The organism is Pseudoalteromonas sp. XMcav11-Q, assembly GCF_040104525.1.
In the GTDB taxonomy this organism is placed as follows: domain Bacteria; phylum Pseudomonadota; class Gammaproteobacteria; order Enterobacterales; family Alteromonadaceae; genus Pseudoalteromonas.
Genome location: NZ_JBECOX010000007.1, coordinates 108,640 through 129,993 on the forward strand (window position 1 = coordinate 108,640; position 21,354 = coordinate 129,993).

The 21,354-nt window shown below is 41.8% G+C and carries 20 protein-coding genes and 1 pseudogene; 19 read left to right on the forward strand and 2 right to left on the reverse strand.

All coding sequences use genetic code 11. The features are described 5' to 3' along the window. From ABMY45_RS13015 to ABMY45_RS13090, 16 genes are all read left to right on the forward strand, one after another. A complete protein-coding gene (locus ABMY45_RS13015; RefSeq protein WP_010607013.1) occupies nt 1–756 on the forward strand; it encodes a 4'-phosphopantetheinyl transferase superfamily protein in 756 nt (251 codons plus the stop codon). Nucleotides 757–864: 108 nt separating this feature from the next. Then, entirely contained in the window at nt 865–1,659 is a 795-nt protein-coding gene (locus ABMY45_RS13020; RefSeq protein ID WP_010607012.1) for a class II aldolase/adducin family protein, read from the forward strand. 1,100 nt (nt 1,660–2,759) lie between these two features. Beyond that, a complete protein-coding gene (locus tag ABMY45_RS13025; protein ID WP_174170149.1) occupies nt 2,760–3,065 on the forward strand; it encodes a hypothetical protein in 306 nt (101 codons plus the stop codon). Nucleotides 3,066–3,098: 33 nt separating this feature from the next. Beyond that, nucleotides 3,099–3,815 carry an SDR family oxidoreductase gene (locus ABMY45_RS13030; protein WP_010607010.1) on the forward strand — a complete coding sequence of 239 codons (717 nt, stop codon included), beginning with the start codon at nt 3,099–3,101 and terminating at the stop codon, nt 3,813–3,815. Between the two features lie 47 nt (nt 3,816–3,862). Further along, the gene (locus ABMY45_RS13035; RefSeq protein ID WP_010607009.1) at nt 3,863–4,228 is read left to right on the forward strand and encodes a phosphopantetheine-binding protein; all 366 of its coding nucleotides are present in this window, start codon (nt 3,863–3,865) and stop codon (nt 4,226–4,228) included. A 12-nt stretch (nt 4,229–4,240) separates the two neighbouring features. After that, complete coding sequence (locus ABMY45_RS13040) at nt 4,241–5,338, forward strand: beta-ketoacyl synthase (protein ID WP_174170150.1); 1,098 nt, start codon at nt 4,241–4,243, stop codon at nt 5,336–5,338. A 9-nt stretch (nt 5,339–5,347) separates the two neighbouring features. Then, a complete protein-coding gene (locus ABMY45_RS13045) occupies nt 5,348–6,637 on the forward strand; it encodes a beta-ketoacyl-[acyl-carrier-protein] synthase family protein (RefSeq protein WP_039841423.1) in 1,290 nt (429 codons plus the stop codon). 20 nt (nt 6,638–6,657) lie between these two features. Beyond that, on the forward strand, nt 6,658–8,091 hold the full coding sequence (locus ABMY45_RS13050) for a class I adenylate-forming enzyme family protein (protein WP_010607006.1): 1,434 nt from the start codon (nt 6,658–6,660) through the stop codon (nt 8,089–8,091). Between the two features lie 9 nt (nt 8,092–8,100). After that, the gene (locus ABMY45_RS13055) at nt 8,101–9,339 is read left to right on the forward strand and encodes an AMP-binding protein (RefSeq protein ID WP_349288968.1); all 1,239 of its coding nucleotides are present in this window, start codon (nt 8,101–8,103) and stop codon (nt 9,337–9,339) included. A 3-nt stretch (nt 9,340–9,342) separates the two neighbouring features. Continuing rightward, nucleotides 9,343–9,714 (forward strand): hypothetical protein, encoded by a 372-nt coding sequence (locus ABMY45_RS13060; RefSeq protein WP_010607004.1) that lies wholly within the window; start codon nt 9,343–9,345, stop codon nt 9,712–9,714. 13 nt (nt 9,715–9,727) lie between these two features. After that, on the forward strand, nt 9,728–10,096 hold the full coding sequence (locus ABMY45_RS13065; protein ID WP_174170153.1) for a hypothetical protein: 369 nt from the start codon (nt 9,728–9,730) through the stop codon (nt 10,094–10,096). Continuing rightward, on the forward strand, nt 10,086–10,697 hold the full coding sequence (locus ABMY45_RS13070; RefSeq protein WP_206473562.1) for an amine oxidase: 612 nt from the start codon (nt 10,086–10,088) through the stop codon (nt 10,695–10,697). The genes ABMY45_RS13065 and ABMY45_RS13070 overlap by 11 nt, the downstream gene beginning before the upstream one ends. Nucleotides 10,698–10,714: 17 nt before the next feature. Continuing rightward, the gene (locus ABMY45_RS13075) at nt 10,715–11,950 is read left to right on the forward strand and encodes an ATP-grasp domain-containing protein (protein WP_227386661.1); all 1,236 of its coding nucleotides are present in this window, start codon (nt 10,715–10,717) and stop codon (nt 11,948–11,950) included. Between the two features lie 26 nt (nt 11,951–11,976). Continuing rightward, nucleotides 11,977–12,321: a pentapeptide repeat-containing protein gene (locus ABMY45_RS13080; RefSeq protein WP_349288969.1), complete on the forward strand. Its 345-nt coding sequence runs from the start codon at nt 11,977–11,979 to the stop codon at nt 12,319–12,321. Between the two features lie 6 nt (nt 12,322–12,327). Then, nucleotides 12,328–13,251: a 2-dehydropantoate 2-reductase gene (locus ABMY45_RS13085; RefSeq protein ID WP_206473560.1), complete on the forward strand. Its 924-nt coding sequence runs from the start codon at nt 12,328–12,330 to the stop codon at nt 13,249–13,251. Nucleotides 13,252–13,253: 2 nt separating this feature from the next. Then, entirely contained in the window at nt 13,254–13,532 is a 279-nt protein-coding gene (locus ABMY45_RS13090; RefSeq protein WP_010606998.1) for a 2TM domain-containing protein, read from the forward strand. A 26-nt stretch (nt 13,533–13,558) separates the two neighbouring features. Here the strand turns inward: ABMY45_RS13090 and ABMY45_RS13095 are convergent, their stop codons facing one another. After that, on the reverse strand, nt 13,559–15,646 hold the full coding sequence (locus ABMY45_RS13095; RefSeq protein WP_349288970.1) for a winged helix-turn-helix domain-containing protein: 2,088 nt from the start codon (nt 15,644–15,646) through the stop codon (nt 13,559–13,561). A 424-nt stretch (nt 15,647–16,070) separates the two neighbouring features. On the opposite strand from ABMY45_RS13095, the pseudogene ABMY45_RS13100 reads away from it, so the two are divergent. Beyond that, nucleotides 16,071–16,517: pseudogene (locus tag ABMY45_RS13100) on the forward strand (ATP-binding cassette domain-containing protein); the annotation flags it as partial. A 35-nt stretch (nt 16,518–16,552) separates the two neighbouring features. Here ABMY45_RS13100 and ABMY45_RS13105 read toward each other — a convergent pair. Then, entirely contained in the window at nt 16,553–16,741 is a 189-nt protein-coding gene (locus ABMY45_RS13105) for a hypothetical protein (RefSeq protein ID WP_010606994.1), read from the reverse strand. Between the two features lie 233 nt (nt 16,742–16,974). Here ABMY45_RS13105 and ABMY45_RS13110 point away from each other — a divergent pair, with 233 nt between their 5' ends. Together ABMY45_RS13110 and ABMY45_RS13115 are read left to right on the forward strand one after the other, a co-directional pair. After that, complete coding sequence (locus ABMY45_RS13110; RefSeq protein WP_349288971.1) at nt 16,975–18,180, forward strand: lanthionine synthetase C family protein; 1,206 nt, start codon at nt 16,975–16,977, stop codon at nt 18,178–18,180. Nucleotides 18,181–18,189: 9 nt separating this feature from the next. After that, on the forward strand, nt 18,190–21,318 hold the full coding sequence (locus ABMY45_RS13115; RefSeq protein ID WP_349288972.1) for a lantibiotic dehydratase: 3,129 nt from the start codon (nt 18,190–18,192) through the stop codon (nt 21,316–21,318). Nucleotides 21,319–21,354: the final 36 nt, after the last annotated feature.

A 21,354-nucleotide genomic window follows, 5' to 3' on the forward strand; every position in this document is an offset into this window, starting at 1 on the left:
GTGGAACTGTCGTTAAAGAAAAACCAAATTGATATGTGGCAGACATCTGTCAGCCTATTTCAAAGTAACAATGCGATTGACGAGTTAACCGGATTGCTGACTGACGAGGATATTGCACACATTGAACTGATACGGAGATATTCTGAAAAGCAAGTAAAGATTGTGTCGAGAGCTTTTTTACGTGCTGTGCTAGCTAAGTATACTGGACAGTCTCCTAAGTCAATTCAATTTGCAAGAGGGTTACATGGTAAACCCAAATTGGCAAATGCAGATATGCAGTTTGAATTTAACCTTTCCCATAGCGATGACTTATTGGCCTGTGCCGTGAGTCTAGATCAACCTGTTGGGATTGATGTCGAGCGGATCAGGTACAAGCGAAACCTAAAGCATCTAGGCAAGTCGGTATTTTCGCCTTCTGAGCAATGTGAGTTTGAACAGTTATCGGAGCAGCACCAAGAGTTATACTTTTTTGATCGCTGGACATTAAAAGAGTCGTTGATTAAAGCGACAGGCAAAGGCTTAACGACCAAATTAAGCAAAGTATCATTTGGTAAACGTGATGCAATTGCCAGCTTCAGTGTCAGTGGTCAGCAGTTGGTGGAAGTATCAGGGGAGTATGCTAGCTGGTTGTGGCCTATTTCAACAGAGCATCGTCTTGCGGTTACTATGCTCGCTCGAGCGAGCATAGCAGAACCTGTGACTTTTAGAAGTTTTAACTTTTTGCCCAAGCGTGTCGCTGCGTCTGCAGCGGCGTAGACATAAAGTAATTTTATTATAAAAGCCCGCGTATGTTACCTAGGTTCAAGCGACATTTGGCGCCAAACTCAAAGTTAGGTGTACACACGCAGAAGAAATGGAGTATATATGAAGGTAATTAGTGATAACGCTTTAGTTATGAACTCAACTGAAAAAGTCGCGTCGTTCAAGCATGATACCTCCGTTGAGAGTATTAGAACTGACAGAAAGGAAAAACTGGCGGGGGCATTTCGCTTATTTGGTAAATATGGGTTCGATGAGGGAGTTGCGGGACACATTACCGTTCGTGATCCGAAATACCTTGATCACTTCTGGGTAAACCCGTTAGGAAAAAGTTTTAATCAAATTCAGGTTTCTGATTTGTTACTGGTGAATCATCAAGGCAAAGTTGTGGAAGGGGAAGGATTACTCAATGGCGCGGCGTTTACGATTCACGCGCATATACATCAAGCACGCAAGGATGTCATCGCTGCTGCTCATGCCCACTCTACTTACGGTAAAGCTTTTTCTTGCCTCGGAAGGGAATTACTACCAACTACTCAAGACGCATGTGCATTTTTCAATGACCATAGTCTCTTAAAGCAGTTTGGAGGAGTAGTTCTTGATAAATCGGAGGGGGAATTAATTGTACAGGCTTTGGGGCGAAATAAAGCCATAATCTTGCAAAACCATGGCTTGCTGACTGTTGGGCGAAGTGTCGAGTCAGCGTGTTGGTGGTATATAGCAATGGAGCGTGCTTGCCAAACTCAGCTGTTAGTTGAAGCGATAGGAAAACCTAAGTTAATTCCAGACCATGTGGCGAAAGAAACTCATAAACACATAGGGCGTGAGCGTACTGGTTGGTTTAACTTCCTTTCACTTTATGAGCACATAGTTAAAGAGCAAGCCGACTTATTGAGATAGGCCAATAATTGGTTTCTCTCGTTTTGATTGCATGTTTTGTGGTGCCCAACCAGGGATGAGAGCATCAAATCCGTTGCAGATAGGGGAATTCGTCGATTGACTTTATGGTTTACACTTTTGATAGCAGCTTGGTATTACCCCAAACACTTTTATGGTAAAAAATAGCTTATCGTTGGCTACAACGTTTCGCAGTTTTGAATCATTTGTTGCTTAAAAATTCTAATTTGCACACTAATCAGCTTAGCTATGTGGTCTATTTTTCGGTGAGGAAATTTTAGCGATATCACAGCTATTGCATAAGGTATCTACATCTTTTCATGCAAGGCAAAAATTTCGTTACTTAGCTGTTCTAAATCAAGAGCTTTTAGCATCGTTAGCGTCAAGTATTGGCGCTAACAGCGTTGAGTTCACTTTCTTTATATCACACTATTGATGCGTAAATTCGTTTTGTTATCCCTAAAACACTCTAGCTAGATCTAGGCTAGGGATTATTTAAGGTGTATTTCAAAACATGAGTTAGCTCATTCTTTATCTAAACTTCAGGTTGGTTTCGTAATGGCTGTTGTTACATAGCATGGTACTTTCAGTATTTGCTCTGTAACAACAGCTTAACTGATCTTATTAAACGTAAGTTGTGAAGATTAGTAGAGATAAAAGTTAGCTTCTATTTCATTGGAAATTCAAAAACCACCATGAATATCTGAAATGGGTTTGTACAGATCTAAGGATGTCAGAAATTACTTGTTTTTGATGGCTGTAAAATTATTTCGATCTCTGAAAGCAGCTCATAAAAGTGCTCTCCTTCCATCAATTTCACATGGTTACCTTTACTTACAAAGTCAAAGTGATGGTATTGAGCTAGAAATCATACCGTGTAACTCAAAATACCCAATAAGAACCTGCTGAATTTCTGAGTGAATATTTATAACTTATTGTTTTTGATGCTTAATTAAATTGGAAGATTTATGAAAGCTTTCCCAAAAGACTTTTGTGCTCAAGTTATCAAAAATGGCTCCATCGACAGCGAGGCGGGAAAATATTAACTCACCTTGTTCAACAAAATTTATGAATTACAAATTTTAAATAAGGATGCATGGGCTATGTTTTTCACGAAAGTAACTACCAGATTAAAGAGCACACTTCTTATCAGCGCAACAGTAATGTCGTTGGCTCCTCAAGCAAACCAAACATCATTAACTAAAGAGCAAATCTTGAACGAGCAACTTCGTGAGCAAAATATGGCCATGGAATATAAAGCACAGCTTCAAGAAGACCTCTCAAAATATGAAACTCAAGAATCATGTAATCCTCATCCAAGATGCAAGATAAGACCAGCTACATCAGTGGAAGATAGCGTTGGCAACAACTACGACTTAAACCGAATTCTCAATAATCGTAATAACTAATAACGATAAATAATCAAAGCTAAGGAAAAAACAATGAAAGCACTAGTCATTGGTGGAACATCTGCGATTGGACAGGGGATCATTAATAAGTTGGCGGAAAACGGATATGAAGTTCTTTTTACTTACAACAGTAATGAAGACAAGGCAAAGCTAGTTGCTGAGTTCAATTCTGAGTTAATTAAATACTGTAGGTTAAATCTTGCCGATAGCGCTGCGGTCACAGAATTCATCTGCACGATGAAGCAAGACATCGGCCCGAATGTACTCGTTAACGTCGCGGGCATCACCAATGACTCTCTGTCCTTTGGTGATATCAATGAAAACTTGACCAAGGTACACACAGTGAACTTTCTATCTCCAGCAACTATTGCAGCAAAAGCGGCAGAAGTGATGATGGAAAAGCGCAGCGGCCATATTGTGAATATCAGCTCTGTAGCGGCAAAGACTCCAAAAACAGGTAATGGCGCATATGGTAGCGCGAAGACGGCACTTGAGCGTTTCACTGCATCACTATCTGTAGAAGTAGCAAGATTCAAAGTAAGAACCATCAATATTGCACCAGCCTTTGTGAACACGCCGATGTTTACTCAGTTTGCAAACGGTAAAGAGCGAGAAGTTATCAGAACCTTACCACTAAGAGAAATTTTAGAAGTTGATGATGTAGCAAATGCTGTATTGGCATTTGTAACTGGAAACATCAAAACCACGGGGGTGACTTTGCCACTAACCAATGGCGCACCTGTTCTCTAAAAATAAATATTAACAATTAAATCAATAATATTATTAAGGATAAAAAAATGAACCAAACAGAAATCGCAACAATCGCAGCAAACATTCTTTATCTAGATGACGTCAGTGAAATTGAATTTGATCGTTCATTGTTTGGCGATTATTCAATGTCTTCTCTTGATTACGTTGACTTCGCTTTTGAATTAAAAGGCGAATCTGGAAAGGAATTTGATCCAGACGAATTATGGCCAATCAACACCATGATGGATAACCCAGAATACTACCAAGGTGGCCAATGGACTGAACAAGGCCGTGAGGAACTAAACAAGGTATTCGCTGGTTTCACCGAAGTAGAAGGTGGCAATCCATCACCTGAGTCTTTGTACAACTTATTCAGTGTTAACTTCATTCAGCATCGCATTAATGCACTTTAATGAGGTGATTTTATGTCTGCAGTTTATGTAAAAGCAGCAGGTATTCAAACTGAACATTTTGACCAGTTAGCAGCTCTGGACGCGATAGTAAACCGCGGCCAGGAGCGCGTCGAAAGTGCAGAGAGAAATATCTATAAGCCATTGAATAGAAAGCTATCTAAAGGTGAAGTTGCTGTCATCGCGCGTGAAGACCGCTCAATACTAAACGACCTGTCGACGCTAATTTTAAACTCGATTGGTGACTTGCTCGAGTACACCTCGCAGGACAAGCTTAACGATGCTGAGCAAACCCCACTCTATGCGGGTACAGATGGCGTGTCTGAGTACAACTTTGCTGCGTTGTATAAGATTATCGAGAAGCATGGTGGAGTAGAAGGCGCGCTAAAAAATCTTGGCGAGCTTAGCAAAATGAGTAACCCAATCAATATGATGCGCTTTTTATCAACCAACCCGTTGTATCACGCATCGAAGCGATTGAAGCTACGAGGAGGTGGTTACCCGATACGCGGGATGTCGCTATCGGGACTGCAAGCACTGGAGGATGCGTTCTCAGATATCAAGCACGACAGACAGGCTCAAGGTGTGGTCGTGGGAGCTGGAAGTATGCGTAACTTCGATACTCTACTGGTGTTTGACAAACTAGGTTTGCTGAGTAAAGACGAAAAAGAAAGTGAAATTGAACCTTCTTTTGGTGCGGCAACCCTGTATCTAAGTAACGACCAAACAGATGCATATGCGGAGGTTTTGGCAGTAGAAAGTCGCTACAGTCCATCTCCTTTCCCTAGCCCCAAAGCTTGGCATGCCTTGATGAAGTCTGTGAAAGTTAAAGGGTTGAATGTGGATGTAATTGTGACTTATTGCAACGGCGTAAAAACCAACAATGAAAACGAACTTGCTGCAATTGGTGATACTTTCCCTGAAGTAACCCAAAAAAATTATAAGTCGGTTTTTGGTTACACCAGCAAGGCTAACAACATTTTGGATCTTTCAGCTGTTCTGGTTGATGAGAGTATCCCTGAAGGTGCAACTGTATTAATTAACGGTGCTGGCTTTAGCGTTGGGATTGGTTTAATTGTCATCAAAAAACTAAAAAACATAAAAGTATCATAAAGAAAGGGTATGAAAATGAGTCAGCAGGATAACGTTTGTATCAGCGCATATGGCGCCATAACCCCGCTTGGCCAGACACTGGATGAGATTAGCCATAGTTTACAAAACGGAATAACGGGGATCCGTGAAGTTAAAAAGTTTGATACTTCGACGTTTAAAACAAAGTGGGCTGGATTACCAGAATATGGTAACGAGACAATTCACTGGCCAAAAAAGCCTGGTCAGTCAAATCGTCCAGGAGAGTTAATCTATGCAGAAAAGGCCGTTAAGCAGCTAGCTTCAGAATTTAACCCATTAGAGAAGTACAGCCCAGATCGTATTGGTTGTGTCATAGGCGTTGATGAACCTGGTGTTGATCCAGAACGCACAACACACTTTACAGAAAAACTAGGTCCAGAAAAGAGTAAAAAGCGTGACGAATATATCCCTGAAGGCACTGAATTTTATCGAATTTCAGAGATGATGGACCTCGATGTTACTTCAGTACTTAAAGTGATTCACAAGCACATACCATTTAGTGGTTACACGCGTTGTCATGTGGGACTTTGTTCTGCCTCATTACAAGCGTTGGGGATGGCTCGGCAAGCAATCTTAGATGGAAAAGCTGATGCGATGATCGTTGGTGGTGTTTCCGCGAAAGTCACCCCGTTTAACCTCGCCCAGTTAGAAGCTGTAGGTGCTGTGTGTACAGATCCTCTGCTAGAAGGGGCTGCGCGTTGTCGCCCATTTGATGTCAGACGCTCAGGTTTTATGCCAGCAGAAGGTTCAATTCTATTTATCTTAGAGCGGGAAGATGCAATTGAGTCGAGAGAAGGTACTAAGTACTGCCGTCTAAAGGGTTATGGGGCAAGCTTAGCTTCACAGCACGTTGTTGCGCCGCACACAGAAGGCCGAGAAATGCAGCTATGTATGGAGCGTGCTCTTGCTGAGTCACAGTTGCCACTTGACTCTTTCAGCTTCATCAATGCTCATGGAACGTCAACCAAATTAAACGATTACCATGAAACTCAGGTGTTAGAGGGGATTTTTGGCGAAGGAAAAGTGCCACCAGTGACCTCCACTAAGTCCTTGCATGGGCATTTAATTGCATCAGCTGGTGCAATGGAGGTGTTAGGTGTGATGGCATCATTCCGCGATGGCTTTATTCCAGCAGTTGCCAACCTTGAGCAGCAAGACCCTACGATTAAAGTGTCGATAGTAAAAGAAACCATACATCAGCCAATCATTAACGTGCTGAAGAACTCTTTCGGCATGGGCGGACTGGCTGCATCAATGGTATTACAGAACCCTTCTGTCTAGTAACAGTGGAGATTTAGGCAATGCGCTTCATTGACTTTTTACATCCAACGGCAAGTTGGGTCGCTCGATATAAAAATGAAAAGGTAGATGCTGAGTACGTATCTAATCTACTAGCAACCGTAGGCATGGGTCCTTTGGGTGAGTTAGACAGGGAAAAGTTACATGTTTTTTGCGTATTTAGCCCTGTTCAGGCGTTGTTATCATACTTTGTCGGTTCGTATTTAGGCTTAACCTGTGCAGTGGTTTCTCCGCGCAGCTTGAATAAGCTACTTAATGGATTCGACAACAGAAAGTTGGGCACCATTATTACGCCACTGGGTCGAAAAACTCCAGCGCTACCCGAAGGTACTGAATCCTTATCTTTAAACTTTACAACGCCAAAACTGGTGGGGGGGGCGCTGAATCCAACAATACAAAAAGCACGATTTATTTTTTGCACCTCTGGCTCTACGGGTAAAGCAAAACGAGTTGTGCATTGTGAAAGTAGTTTGATCAACAACGCGAAGATTGTAAGTGAATACTTGCACCTTAGAGAAGATGATATTTCTTATTGTGTTTTTCCAATGCAATACATGTATGGGCTTTCGACTTCCCTCTGTGCACTACATAGCAATAGCGTTATCGAATATGGCGAATTTGTCAGTCCGTCTTTGGTTGCCAGTTACGTTAAAAATAACCCTGTGACGGTATTGCCAATTTTAGGGGAGTGGAGCCAAGAGCTGAGTCAGGTTTGGAAGCAGGGCTTTTCGCCAGAGCGGCTGATCATACTGAATGCTTCAGACCGCCTCTTACAGTCGCAAGCTGAAGAAGTAATGCCCTGGGCAACAGAGTTTTGGAATAACCTTGGGCAAACAGAATCCGCACCTAGAATTTTCGCGCTGGAGTTAACGCAATTTCCTAATTTAGCCGCCGTTTGTCATAACAACACTGTGTCTGTGGGTTATCCCGTTGACGCGGCAATAGAGGTCAAGTTAGTAAACAAAAGTCCTGTTACAGGTATCGGAAATCTTTTTTATAAGACGCCTTTCAAAATGCTGGGGTATTTGCAGGATGATGGCTCTATGCAGTCGACGGATATCTTTTCGGACAGTGGCGATTTGTTTACACAAGATAGCGCAGGGCGGTGGCATTGGATAACACGAAGTAGCCACACCATTAAAGTGAATGGCGAGCTTGTGCCTTTGACATCGGTTACGAATCAAATACTTAACTATAAGCAAGTTTCTGGTGTCGGGTATATCACAAATAAAAAAGGCGAACTGTGCACCTATATTGAATCTTCTTGTATTGATGACGCGCTGCGCATTGAGTTGAGCTCATTGCTGGCTAGCACGCTCAGAGGAAAGCGCTCAAAAGTCGCGCTAGTTCCTAAGTTGCCGAGAACGGAAAATGGCAAATTAGATCTTTCTGAGTTACGCCAAAGCAATTTGGAAAATATAAATATTAATCAATAGGTTATTTAAATGAACGACGTAACTAAAGCAGTAGAATTGCAACATACCGCTTTTGATAGAAAGCGTATCCAAGCAATTGTAAAAAAATATTGGGCGATGAACTTACCTGATGAAAAAGTCCCACGCATCTCGGACTATGAGTCATTCGTGGCCAATGTGCCAGAAATGGGAAAGGAAAAATACATAGAGCTTTCAGAAAAGGCTTTTGAAAATCACAAAGATGCACCTTTGATCATCGGTGGTTCTAGCGGGACATCAGGTCAAAGCAAATTAGTCGTAGAGAAAACCAGTACGCCAGGCTCAAGACCAAGTGAAGAGGATATTCAACTGATCACAGAACTTCGAATGGCAGGAGTCATGGGGCCAGGGGATGTTGCAGCAAACCTCTTCATGGTAGGTATGTATTCAATTTTGCACCACGGATTTAATCGCATTATAGAAGCGTGTTACGCATCAATTTTGCCGCTTGGTATATTGAGCCCTGACCAAACTGAGTCACAGTTAAAGTTCATGAAGCAATATAAAGTCAATGTTCTTACCGGTACGCCAGGGACGCTTATCCAAGTTGCTCATGCTGTTAAAGAAACTGGTGTGCAATTGAGCATTGAACGCATTCTATACACTGGAGAGCGATTAGGAGAGGCAAAAGCCAAAGTACTAAGAGAGGTCTTCCCTGGAGTGCGCATTATCGGCTTTTATGGCTTATCAGAATGTGGATTTATGGCAATAGAAGAAGGTGATGAGCGTTACAAAGTCAGACAACATGCTTACTTCCTAGAAATCAATCAAGCAGGACGGCTACTTGTTACCTGTCTGAATGAGGAGACACCTGTACCTTTCTTGCGTTTTGATACCGGGGATGCAGTATCGCTTACAGCTCGAGGAGAACAGGTCATTATGGCGGGTATTGACCGCTCTGATACGAGTTTCAATTTTGTCGGTAATCTAGTTGATGTCAAGACGCTACGAAGTATTGCAGCAAGCACTATTTGTGAGCCGGATATAATAATTGAGGTGTTATTAGATACTAATAACGCGGGTCAGGATCTGCTGACGATTCGAGTATTACATGACCAGTTAGATGCTCAGCAATGCCAGAAAATCGAACATGCTTTGCTGGGTTATGAAGAAATAAAAGAAGCAATCGATAAGCGTATCGGAGTGGTTAACGTTCGTTTTGATAAACCTGAAACGGCAAGTCTGACAGGGCGCAATAAGCACAGACAGATATTAGATGCGAGAGCGTAAGCCATGAATAGTCAATTTCTAGATATTTGCCGGATTGAACAAGTTGAAAATGGGGTGGCTCAGGGTCGATTAGTACTCAGTAACTATTGCGGAACTTTGGCTGTGGATCCATTGTTTTTAGCACTGGAAGGTATCCATCAAGCAGCAGTCAGAGTGGGAAAAAAGGTGATTGAAGGTGCCAGTAGCCGTGAAATTCGCGTTTTACCAGTAAACATTAACCAATTTCAGCAGCTTGGTGAGTTTGTTTTGCAGGACTACCAATTTAGTTGTGAAGCTGCACCGTTTGGGCCATCCGCACGAGTCAAAATATCTGTTTATGAGGCACCAGACAAACCCGTGGTTGCAGAGTCCCAAATCACAGTGGCCAAAATTTAGCGAGGATAAAATTATGCATAACAATCAAATGTTGTTTACTAACATCCGTTGGCAATCTGACTTTGTGTTTGAGTTTATTTTAGATGCAAATCACTACCTCTTTGCAGAGCATTTTCCTGGTTTTCCAGTTGTGCCAGCATCCTTAATCATGGAAATGGTCTATACACAGTTAGCTAAAAAGCTCAAAAAAGAAGGGTGTAAACTTTTGATAAATAACGCTAAATTTTTAAGCCCAATGTTGCCAGCACCAAACTATCGTTGTGAGCTGAAAAATAAGTCAGGTGCGACTTACATGTTCACCATTTCGGATAGTACAGGTAAAGCTTACAACAAAGGGATTATTTCTTTAATCACTGATTCGGAGGTGGAATATGCTGCGTAAGATTCTTTTAGGGGTTGGTCCATGGGTCGTATTCAGTTTGGTACTACGGTTTGGCACGATGGAGCTTATCAATGTTGCGTGGATCGTATTTTTCGTTCTCCACACTTATTTTGGCCGTCATTATCTCAAAGCAGGCAACCCTTTATCTTGGGTTTCATCACTATTGTTTTTGATTTTGTTTGCTAATGGTATTTTTGGTTGGTCTTACTGGGCACTTCAGTATGGCGCGCAAATCTGTTACGGCGTTTTTGCCATTACGGCATTAGTGACCGTAATGGTGAACAAACCATTTACGTTAACGCACTCAAAGCTTGTCACGCCACAAGAATTCTGGGGGCATCCAATCTTCTTGAAAACAAACCAGCATGTGTCACTGTTCTGGGCCGCTAGCTTTGCATTGAATGGCGTAGTGATGATGTTTGAAGTTTACTATCCGTGGGCATCGCTAATCACAACCTACTTAGTGCTGACATCCGCTATCGTTTTTAGTGATCTTTACCCAATTCGTGTACGAGAAAAGGCGATGGCAATGCGAGCTAAAATGGAAGCAGAAGCGCAACAACAGGCAAAAATGAAAGCATCGGCGCAATCAGTCGCATAAAAAGTAGAGAGAATAAAATGATGAACAAACAAGTATTAATGCTGGCTCGCGGTGAGTATGAAAGCTTTCTAAAGCTAGATGGCTCTACCATATTCGACAATCTGCCTTGCCAGGGGGTGATTCTTGCGGACCGAGGTAACGCTAAAACTTATCCAAAGCTAACGGACAAATTTAAAGTAGAAGTTGTTCGTTGGTCTGAAGAAGAAAAGCTTAAAGAGCAGGTCGTTGCACTACATAAAGAGTATCAATTCACCGCGGTAGCAACCTTGGATGAGTCTAATGTTGGCCTAGCAGCTGAGCTGCGTGAGCTACTGGGAATTGAAGGGCTGCAGCATGAGCAAGGTCTTTGGTTTAGAGACAAAGTCACGATGAAGCAACGCTTGAAAAATACCACCGTGAAGTATCCGCAATTTGCTTGCTGCACTGACATTGAACAAATAAGAACCATGCTATCTACATTCGGTAAGTTGGTGATAAAGCCTAAAGATGGTTTTGGTAGCAAAGAGGTTATATTTGTTTCTATACCACAAGAGCTGGAGGTATGGATTGAAAAAAACCAACAGCATCTAGGACACTTTGAGGCGGAAGAGTTTATTGAGGGGCAGCTATACCATATCAACGCCATGATAGTGAATGGTGAAACAAAATTAACAGCCCCTGCTGCTTATTTACCAGGTATGAGCAACATTGACTTTACGGCGGGCACTCCATTTATCAGTGTAATTGAAGAAGATACCGAGCTAAAACAAAGGCTGATTGCATTCTCTGATGAAGTAAATAGAGCGTTTGAAATCAAAAATGGCATTACGCATCTGGAATGCTTTGTGTCGCCTAACGGCGAACTCACTTTCTGTGAAATCGGTCTACGACCAGGTGGTGGAGGTATCGTCTGGATGATTGAGTTGCAATACGGTGTGAATTATGCCGAGGCTGTTTTGGCTATCGAAGCGGGCTGCACGGAGGTTTTGCCTTCGATTAATGAACATAATCCAGCTGTATCTGGATTGATAGGAATTCGCTCGAATATTTCGGGATTTGTTAAAGAGTGTTTGCCATTGGGTGCAATGACCGACTCTCGAATCAAGCTCAAGCAATCTTTTGTAAAGCCAGGCGCTTTTAAAGCGGCTTCGACTCATTGCACTGACTTCTTAAGCCTGTTTATTTTTGACTCTGAGAATACTGAGTCATTCCACGGAATGTGGCGCGATATTCAGCAGAAGTACCAACAAAATTTATCATTTACCACTATTTAAGAATCAACAGAAATAAGGAAAAAACCATGAACACTATCAACTTAAGTAACTGTGAGCACACTATAGAGCTTCTTAACGTAAATATGCAAGAAAGCTCTCTCGAGGAAGTGGATGCGTCAGAATCTACGCTTAATCAAGTGAACTTCAGTGAGTCGAAACTTGAAAAGGTGAAGTTTGATAAATCTGAATTTGACGGCGTCTCTTGTCAAGAAGCAAATATGGTATCAATTAACTTATTTAATACTACTCTGACCCGCAGCAACTTACACAACTTGAAAATTTCAAGCTGTAACTATGAAGGTATGACAATTGAGGGTATTGAAGTCTTCAAATTGTTGCAAGCATATCAAAAGCAAAACTCTGCTGTGTAAACAATCATGAATGTTCTCATCGTAGGTTGTGGTGGGATAGGTGGTTACTTCGGTGCTAGGCTGGTAGAAGCTGGCACCGAGGTTACTTTCCTTACTCGTGCTAATACTGCGGCTAAGTTACGCAGTGGTGGGTTACACCTAAAAAGCGCCAGAGGAGATGTTAACACGCCAGTTAACGTGGTAACTGCTGATGAGCTCAATCAAAGTTATGATCTGGTTTTACTTACTTGTAAATCTTACGATCTAGAGCAGTGTTTACAACATTGCGCAGCGGCGATTAACGTATCTACGTTTATATTGCCTATGCTTAATGGCTTTGGTCACTATGCAAAAATACAAGCTGCTTTTCCAGATGCCAAGTTGTTATATGGTTATTGTAATATCAGCGCTGCACGGCATGTAGATGGTTACATTCAACATTATAACTCCATCCATGAGATGACACTGGGTGTCGCTGACGGTAGTGAACTTAGTGACAGGTTAGATGTAATAATTGCTCAGCTAAAGACCGCTCACTTTAATTTACGAGTGAGTAAGCATATTAAGCTAGAGATGTGGGAAAAGTTTGTCTTTATAAACGCACTAGCTGGAGTGACCTGTTTATTGAGAGGCACTGTTGGTGAGATTTTGCAAACTCGAAATGGTCAGTCTGTAGCAATGCAAATTTTAGAAGAGTGTCAGCAAGTAGCTAAAGCGTATGGTTATGCAGTTCGTCCAAGGGCAAACAAGATGACGAGAGATGCATTTGCTCAGGCAAACTCTCCGTTATCGGCATCAATGCTTAAAGATATTCAAAATCACTCTACCATTGAGTTAAATCTGATCGCTGAATTGTGTGATTTTGCAGAGAAAAAATCAATTTCTATACCTTTTATGCAAGCGGTGTACAGCCACTTACAAGTGTACCAGAACAAATTGAAGGAATGTTAGCCATGAATAATGAAGCGAGCAGTTATAAAGCTGCAATAGAGCAGGTAGGTAGAATTAAGTCATTTTACCAGTTTGCTCTGAAAGGGTTAGTACTGTGTGTATTGTTGGTGCTACTTAATGCAGTTATCAATCATGAATATATGTGGAGCCTTTGGGTTCTTGCTGGTTGGTCGATATTGTTCGTACTACGCTGGATTAGCTGTTTTGGCTTCTCCTCTTTTTTTGACCGAGATTGGGAGAAAAAACAGATAGATAAACGGCTTTCAAAGATGAATAAGTGAGGTGCTTGGTGTACGTAGCTCCGATATTATTTAGCTTCAATTAGCTCTATAATATCGGTACTACCTAAGGTGTATCGATCAAAAATACAGGTTGAATCACTACAATTTATGCGTTTTGGGTTGCTCTTAAGTTCTAAGGTTTTAACAAGGTGGTAACTTGGAGCGTTTTGCCATATTTTTAGCTCTGTATCACGAATTAACAATATATAATCTGATGTGACTGCCCATCGTCCTGAAGAGTAGGTTTCAAATTCTTCAATAAGCAGCTTCTTCTCCCTTGTGTATGGATTATAGCGCCAAAGTCCTGGCTTCCTAAACTGAGTAAGATAAATATCATTTTTAAAAAAGTGCCCCGTATAGCCAGATACACCAAGTAGTTCTTTCTGATCTGTATCCAACTTGAGTGATTCCAGATACCAGCTTTCGTTGACTTCTTTGCTAAACAGAACCTTATTGATGTCTTTTGAGTACGTAAAGTTCTCAAGGTTAGGGAGGTCTTCTTTTAATATCGTAATTTCATTTGTTTGTTTGTCGATTCTGAATAATTTGCCAGGGGTCGTTGCGAGAATGCAGTCACCTGCATCAGCCAGAGTGCTTATATGCTCGAGTTCAGGAGAGTCTGAAACCAGAACGTTCGTCTTTCCTGTACTATGCCATATCCCATTTCGATTTGAGCGATTGCTTATATAATAGAAACTACCATCGTCTTGAGGTGCTGTAGGAGTGTGCTCGTAGTAATCTATTTTGTCTCGTTCTTCCAAAGCCAATGTGTTTAAATCAAGATAAGACAGTTCTGAGAGGAATAGATTGCCTTTACTCATGATGACAGAGTCACCGATCGCTTCTGCCATATAAAGTTGAAATGGTAATTCATCAAGTGCCGAAAACTTTTGCTTGGCAATAGAGTAAGAAAGTAATTTACCATCTTTAGTGAAAATAAGTTCATCGTCAGATCGCCAACTAATTTTGTCGATTAAAAAGGGCTTTGAAAATAGTTTTCTTGTTTCGCCTGTTTGGATATTCATTACCCAAATGCTAGAACGTTCCCAGAATAAGTCTCTGACAAACGCAATGTAATTACCATTTGGGCTAATTGCTGTGCCATAATCACCTCTCCCTGTTGTAGGAGGGGAGGTAAAGTTCCTGATCAGACCTGTGGTAAGATCATGTTTGACGATTACGAATGGACTGGAGAGTTGATCACCTTTTGCGTAGAAAAGTGAGTTACCGTCTTTAGCAAACGTCACTGACATGAGGTAGCCCCCTTCAGCACATGAATCGAGGAGCTTCTTCTCCTCCATAATCAGTTCATTTCCTGCCACACGTGTGATAAACAGTTGGCATTGTTTGCCCTGGTGCTCGACAAAAGCGAAAGACAAGCCATCTCTAGAAAATGCAAAAGACGTTAAACGCTGGTTGTTTCCCAACTCAACAAGTTGTTTCTCACCTGTGGATAGCTGTTTGACCATCAAGGTATATTGAGATTCTTGCTCATTTAAATACACCAATAGACTTTTATCCGGCGAGATAGCAAAATCATATTCAATTCCGCGATCAAAAGTTAACGTCTTTTGTGAAAAGCTTGGAGTAACAAAATTCGCTGAAAAGCTTGGAGCCAAAAACAGCACGGCGGTAAATGCTGTGATTAAACTAATGCTAATCAGCTGCTTTTTATGGTTTAGCAATTGTAATAAAGAGGAGTTCTTCTGTTCTGATGAGATGGCTTTGGGTTGCGCAAGCCCTTGCGCCTTATTGTTCTCAGGGTGTGGTTTTAGCTTGGAAGCACTTCCTGTCTCTAGTTGTTTCTCAGCATATTGCTGGGTGGTATATCTACTCACCTGTTCAAAGGCATTAAAACGATAGCCTTTTTTGGGGACGGTAGAAATGTACTTAAGATTGGGGTCACCGCAGTTAATCAGCTTCCTAAGTTCAGAAATAACAGACGCGATAGTGTTTGTATCACGATATTGAGTACCCCATACTTCCATCAATAAAGTATCATAATCTACAGTTTGCCCGTTAGCCTCCAGCAACGCTTTCAAGCATGCATTGTGGCGAGCAGCTAAGCGGAATATTTCTCCGGTTTTCAGTATTAGCTCATTATTAGAAGCCACGAAAGTCCAATGAGGGGTGCTGTATATGTGCATGACTACGTCTAAATCCCCGCTACCCAATCCTGATTTAACTATTTATAATATTTGTGCGTTAAACTCAACGGCATGTTGTGATGGATGTTAGTATCGATATTGGTTACGTAAATGTCAATATATTGGTTGAAAATTCAGTGAAGGTTAATATTAAGGTGACTTTATTTGGGTTTTTTTAACAATAACGTGGTTGTGTGATGCTGTTTTTATTTTGGGTTATTTCATTAGTGAGTTTATCTTAACTTACTTATTCTTATTATCTTTTTTATTTTTTCACTGCTGATTTAGATTGTTCCGAAAAATAAAATGGAACATATTAGCTTCTGCAGTGAAATCTGTCGATTTTTCACGCGGTGAGCTGTCAGGAAACAGATTTAAAGGCATTTGTGGATTAGCCAAATTGATGCAAGACGATGAGCTCCTATCCGGTACTGTGGCTGATAATATTGCCTTTTTTGATTCACCAATCGATATGGAAAAAGTAGTGCATTGTGCTCAATTAGCAGCTATCCATGATGATATTAGCGATATGCCAATGGGCTATGACAGCCTGATTGGTGATATGGGGTCGAGCTTATCCGGCGGTCAAAAGCAGCGGATCATCTTGGCGCGTGCTCTGTATAAAGACCCTAAGGTTCTGTTTATGGATGAAGCAACAAGCCACCTTGATACGGGGCTGGAAGAAGATATCAATGAAGCGGTATCGCGGTTGAAAATTACCCGTGTGATCATTGCGCACCGTAAAGAAACTATCGCCTCGGCTGACAGAGAAATCAAGCTCAAAAAGCCGATGCATAGTGAGGGTGAGGAGCAAACGTCAACATCTGATTCAGAATAAATAAAGCGAGCACAGAGCTCGCTTGATATGTATCTTTATGGGATCTGACAGGTGTGCTCACGGCAAGAGCGGTTACGACCTGTCCAACAGTCACCGTAGCGATCAGTGAATAAGGCTGCTGCAGGAGATTTACCACCAGCAATCTGAGGTGTCATATTCGCTGGAATAGATTTGCTGTCGTTGGAAAGCGCTTTTATACACTTTTTGTTTAGTGCTAATTTCATTTGTTGTTCCTTACTTTTGCGGTTAATAACAATCCTTTATTTCAATCCTTTTAACCCCCCAAACTCAAAGGGCGTACAAAAAAACTAGTTCTAGTTAGGGTGAATGTCAATTCTTTGTTTGTTTTGTGTTTATCTGTATTTCTTGTGTGTCAAAGTTTGAGTTTGACTGAACAAAAGGTTAACTTACCTGTAGTGAAGACAAAATTAAAAACAGAATTTGAACAAGGATAAGTATGCTAATGCCATTAGATATAGAAAAAAAAGAACTCATCCTGGCTATGGTAGAAAAGCTGGCTAAGCAGGTAGAGTCAGACCTAGAAATGCTAGACCGTAATGGTTTGCTCAGTGGTCTTGCTGGGCACTTATTGTTTTTATTTCGAGCGGCGAACTTTAATGATGCTTGGGTCGATGAGGAAAAATTTCATCTGGCGCTAGATAAGCTCCAAAACGAATTGGCGGAACAAACCCCGGAACTGAGTTCAGGGTTAGCTGGGCAGGCGTGGGTGCTTGAATATTTTAACCAGTATGACGACGAAGATTATGACCCTGAGCTGCTGGAGGAGATAGATCACTTCTTTGCAACGGCACTTGATTTTACTCCTTGGACGGGAGAAATTGAAATGGTGCTCGGCCTAGCTGGTTATTCACCCTATATCTCACGTCGCGCAAAGAGAACTAAACAAAGCACATTATTTGATCGGTTAGTGACGGGTTATGAATCGGTTGCTGTAGAGTTGAGTGATCAGCAGATCGCTTGGTCTCAGCCAAAACAATCCGTATATCGTTTCGATAAAGAAGATACGGAAAGTCATGAGTTTAATTTGGGACTAGCGCATGGCGTACCCGGGATTATTGCCGCGCTTATTCCCGCGCTTCAGGACGAAAAAGTAAAGCTGCGGGCGCAAAAACTGGTCGTTGCGGGCTGTGATTGGCTGCTTGAACAACAAAGTCATGCAGAGGATAAGAAGGCGTGCTTTGGCTCATGTGCAGGCGACGAGCACCATTCTCGGTTAGGTTGGTGCTATGGTGACTTAACTATTGCGTTGACACTTGCAAGAGCTGGGCATGCGCTTGATAAGCCAAGGTATGTTGAGCAGGCATTGGAAATTGCTTTGTTTAACGTCGATAGAGATGCAACACAAGGCCATATTAACGATGCTGGACTTTGTCATGGATTTTTTGGGTTAGTCACCATTTATCAACTGCTCAACCAAATCATGCCTCATCCTAAGTTACAGGGCGCCGCTTTAACTTGGCTTGACTACGGTTTAAATCAGTACCAAGAGCGTGGATTAGAGGCCTTATATTCATATAACGGTCTGGAAAAGGCACATCAGGAAGATCATAGCTTTTTAATGGGTTATTCTGGTATCGGCCTTGCTTTAATTGGCGTGTTAGATGACAACCTAGATTGGGTTGATTGTTTGCTAATGAGTTAAGGAGTGACTATGTCAGCTAAAATATCAACAGATTCCTTTTTTGTATTAAGGACACCAAAGCTGCCGATTGAAACCTTGTTCAATCAACAAGATACTAATGCTATGCTGAGTGCCTGGCTCGCCACACCTGGTGTGGTGGAAGCCCTTTATGTTGCAAGTCCTTCGTTGCTCGAACGCTTGGAACAGTGGCGCGAAAAGCCAAACTCTAAACAAGGTAAAAAAGTTGCTTTAGCACTGCTGAGATATTTAATTCGGATGTCATCTCGTCCTACACCTTTTGGTCTTTTTTCGGGGATCCATACGGGTAAAATTGGCTCAGAAACTCGACTTGTGAGTGATAACGCAGAGCATGATTCCCGCAAAACTCGTTTAGATATGTTTCTATTGTCAGCTGTTCGCTCTCATTTAGCCGAAACGGAAGCAAAATCGGATAGTTTGTCCTATTTACCAAATCCTTCCCATTACTTCATAGCAGATCAGTGTCGTTATATAGAAACTTACCTCTCTGATGACTCGATGCAATATCGCCTAAGTGCAGTCGATAGTGATGAATACTTCATCACTATGTTGGAGCTTGCGAAGCAAAAGCTCAGCTTTTCTCAGCTAATTGAGCAATTTTGTCACCGCTATAACGAAGCTGAATATGATGAAGTTAGCGCCTATCTAGAAGAGCTCATTAGCGAAGGGGTGTTAATTCCTGATATTCCGCTACCTCTTACCGGTGATAGCCCCGACATCGCGCTAATTAAAGCACTGAAAACCATCGCGCCAGCAGAGATTTATACTAAGGTGGAGCAAGCAGTTAATGACCTTGCTATTATGGATGAAAAGGGACATGCAACGCCTGAAGAATATCAAACCATTTTTAATTACCTCTCTGAATTACCAGTAAAAGTTCAAGAAAACAAACTGTTTCAATCGGATACTTATCGCGCGTTTTTGCATTGCGAAATGTCACGACAAGAAGTTGCGAGAGTGAACAAGCAGCTGCAATTGATTGCGAGTTTGAATCGCAGCACTAAGCAGAATCCACTTGAAAATTTTATTTCTAAGTTTAACGCGCGATTTGAAGGACAATTTGTGCCTTTGGACATGGTCTTGGATGATGAATCGGGTATCAGTGTCTCAACAGAAACTGGTTATGATGCCCCTCTTGTGGGTGGTTTGCAGTTGGGTCGAGCGAATCGCGGTCAATCTAGTTCCCCTGAATATACTGAACTGGATCACATTATTGAGCAGGCAGTTACATTGCCAAGCAATTTAGGTACAAGCTGTGTGGCTCTTACCAGTAGTGAGTTGAAACAAAGAGTTAAGGATAAAGTAGAACTTAACTTGCCACGTTCAATGGCTGTAATGTTGAGTTTATTTGAGGACGAAAAGTCTAATCCCGTATTTAAGTTCAACGGTTGTTACGGGCCGTCTGCGGCCAATCTTTTGGGTCGCTTCTGTCACCTTGATGAAACATTAAAAGAATCGGTTATTCATCATTTAGAGCAAGAACATAGTCACAGTGAAGACGTTATCTTCGCTGAAATTGTACATATGCCCGAAGGAAGACCCGGTAACGTAATTGCGAGGCCACATTTACGACAATACGAAATCGTCTTCATGGCGGACAGTTCACTTGACCCTGAATACCAGATCCCGCTAAGTGATTTATACGTTTGGGTCGAAAGCCAGCAGGTTAAACTCTGGAGTAAGCGGTTAGATAAGCGCATTATTCCTCGCTTATCCAGTGCGCATAACTTCTCTGCCAGAAGCTTGAGTGCTTATAAATTCCTTTGTATGTTGCAACATCAAGAAAGTGAAACGCCCAAGTTTTCACTGCCCTCGAGCCTAAGAAACGCAACCTATGTCCCACGTATCATGTTAGATAACCTGATTCTGCATGAGAAAACATGGCGTATTGAGCGCAAAGAGCTTGAGGCGTTGCTGGTTAATCAGAGCATCGAAGAAAATAAGCTTCAACAACTCAAAGATAAGTATTTGTTAGACGATTGGGTGAGCTTTGCTGCAGGTGATAATGTGCTAACTTTGAGTTTGAGCCAAAGTGCGATGGTAGAAGTTTTGTTGATGGAAACCAAAGGCCGTCATACGGTTGAGCTCAGTGAAGTGTTGGCATCTCAATTTGCACCACGAGTAACAGATACACAGGGTCGTCATTATACTAATGAAATCATTGTTCCTTTACTTAATGAGAGTGCAGCTTCTCACACGCACTACATTGAAAAACCGTTAGAAAATATTACGGCTACACCAATCTCTCGGCGTTTTAGTGCTGGTTCCGAGTGGCTTAGCTTAAAAATATATTCAGGTAATACTATTGTTGAGCAGCTGCTTTATGAGCAGTTATTGCCGCTTATTGAGGAAAATAGCGCATTATTCGATAAGTGGTTCTTTATTCGCTATGGCGATCCTGACTGGCATCTACGCTTACGCTTCCAAGGCAAGCCAGAAGTACTTTGTGGAGAGCTATTGCCGAAACTTAATCAGCTGTTGTCACCTATGATAGAGAGCTCTCAGCTACATAAAGTTGAATTAATGACTTATGAGCGAGAGGTTGAGCGTTACGGCGGTCCGCAGTCTATGGCTTTGATTGAAAGCTTATTTATGTTTGACAGTGAGCTTATTGCAAAAAGTTGCCAGCTTGTCGCAGAGTTCGGTGAAGATGTTCGTTGGCGCGTCGCGTTAGCTTTTACTAATCGATTGCTAACGTTATTTAGCTATGATGCTGAACAAAAGCTATCGCTAATCTCTTCATTGCGCGCAGGGTTTGGTAAAGAATTTAATGAGAGTAGTGCGCTGAGAAAGCAGCTCGGCAATCGTTATCGCGACCATCAAACACAGCTCGATGATGACTTTGCGAAGCTTAATATTTCGAACCTAGCGCAATGTGATGAGGCTCAGCAAGCTATACTTGCACTGTTAGAAGGGTGGCAAATGCAGGCTGAGCCAGTGGTGAAGGAAATTCTGACGTTAGAAAAGTCAGGTTTGCTTAACCTGAGTACACAATCATTGCTGGGCTCTCTTTTACACATGCATAACAACCGTATGTTTAAAGCCTATGGTCGAGAGCAAGAATTTGTTATTCATGATATGTTGAGACGAAAATACTTTTCTGAATCTAAAGCCTTGTAGAGTATGAAAAGGTTGGCTTGATTGCCAACCTTTTTC

Coding starts and splice junctions, on each gene's coding strand:
- ABMY45_RS13020 (WP_010607012.1), top strand. CDS start 865: ATGAAGGTAATTAGTGATAACGCTTTAGTTATGAACTCAACTGAAAAA.
- ABMY45_RS13025 (WP_174170149.1), top strand. CDS start 2,760: ATGTTTTTCACGAAAGTAACTACCAGATTAAAGAGCACACTTCTTATC.
- ABMY45_RS13030 (WP_010607010.1), top strand. CDS start 3,099: ATGAAAGCACTAGTCATTGGTGGAACATCTGCGATTGGACAGGGGATC.
- ABMY45_RS13035 (WP_010607009.1), top strand. CDS start 3,863: ATGAACCAAACAGAAATCGCAACAATCGCAGCAAACATTCTTTATCTA.
- ABMY45_RS13040 (WP_174170150.1), top strand. CDS start 4,241: ATGTCTGCAGTTTATGTAAAAGCAGCAGGTATTCAAACTGAACATTTT.
- ABMY45_RS13045 (WP_039841423.1), top strand. CDS start 5,348: ATGAAAATGAGTCAGCAGGATAACGTTTGTATCAGCGCATATGGCGCC.
- ABMY45_RS13050 (WP_010607006.1), top strand. CDS start 6,658: ATGCGCTTCATTGACTTTTTACATCCAACGGCAAGTTGGGTCGCTCGA.
- ABMY45_RS13055 (WP_349288968.1), top strand. CDS start 8,101: ATGAACGACGTAACTAAAGCAGTAGAATTGCAACATACCGCTTTTGAT.
- ABMY45_RS13060 (WP_010607004.1), top strand. CDS start 9,343: ATGAATAGTCAATTTCTAGATATTTGCCGGATTGAACAAGTTGAAAAT.
- ABMY45_RS13065 (WP_174170153.1), top strand. CDS start 9,728: ATGCATAACAATCAAATGTTGTTTACTAACATCCGTTGGCAATCTGAC.
- ABMY45_RS13070 (WP_206473562.1), top strand. CDS start 10,086: ATGCTGCGTAAGATTCTTTTAGGGGTTGGTCCATGGGTCGTATTCAGT.
- ABMY45_RS13075 (WP_227386661.1), top strand. CDS start 10,715: ATGATGAACAAACAAGTATTAATGCTGGCTCGCGGTGAGTATGAAAGC.
- ABMY45_RS13080 (WP_349288969.1), top strand. CDS start 11,977: ATGAACACTATCAACTTAAGTAACTGTGAGCACACTATAGAGCTTCTT.
- ABMY45_RS13085 (WP_206473560.1), top strand. CDS start 12,328: ATGAATGTTCTCATCGTAGGTTGTGGTGGGATAGGTGGTTACTTCGGT.
- ABMY45_RS13090 (WP_010606998.1), top strand. CDS start 13,254: ATGAATAATGAAGCGAGCAGTTATAAAGCTGCAATAGAGCAGGTAGGT.
- ABMY45_RS13105 (WP_010606994.1), bottom strand. CDS start 16,741: ATGAAATTAGCACTAAACAAAAAGTGTATAAAAGCGCTTTCCAACGAC.
- ABMY45_RS13110 (WP_349288971.1), top strand. CDS start 16,975: ATGCTAATGCCATTAGATATAGAAAAAAAAGAACTCATCCTGGCTATG.
- ABMY45_RS13115 (WP_349288972.1), top strand. CDS start 18,190: ATGTCAGCTAAAATATCAACAGATTCCTTTTTTGTATTAAGGACACCA.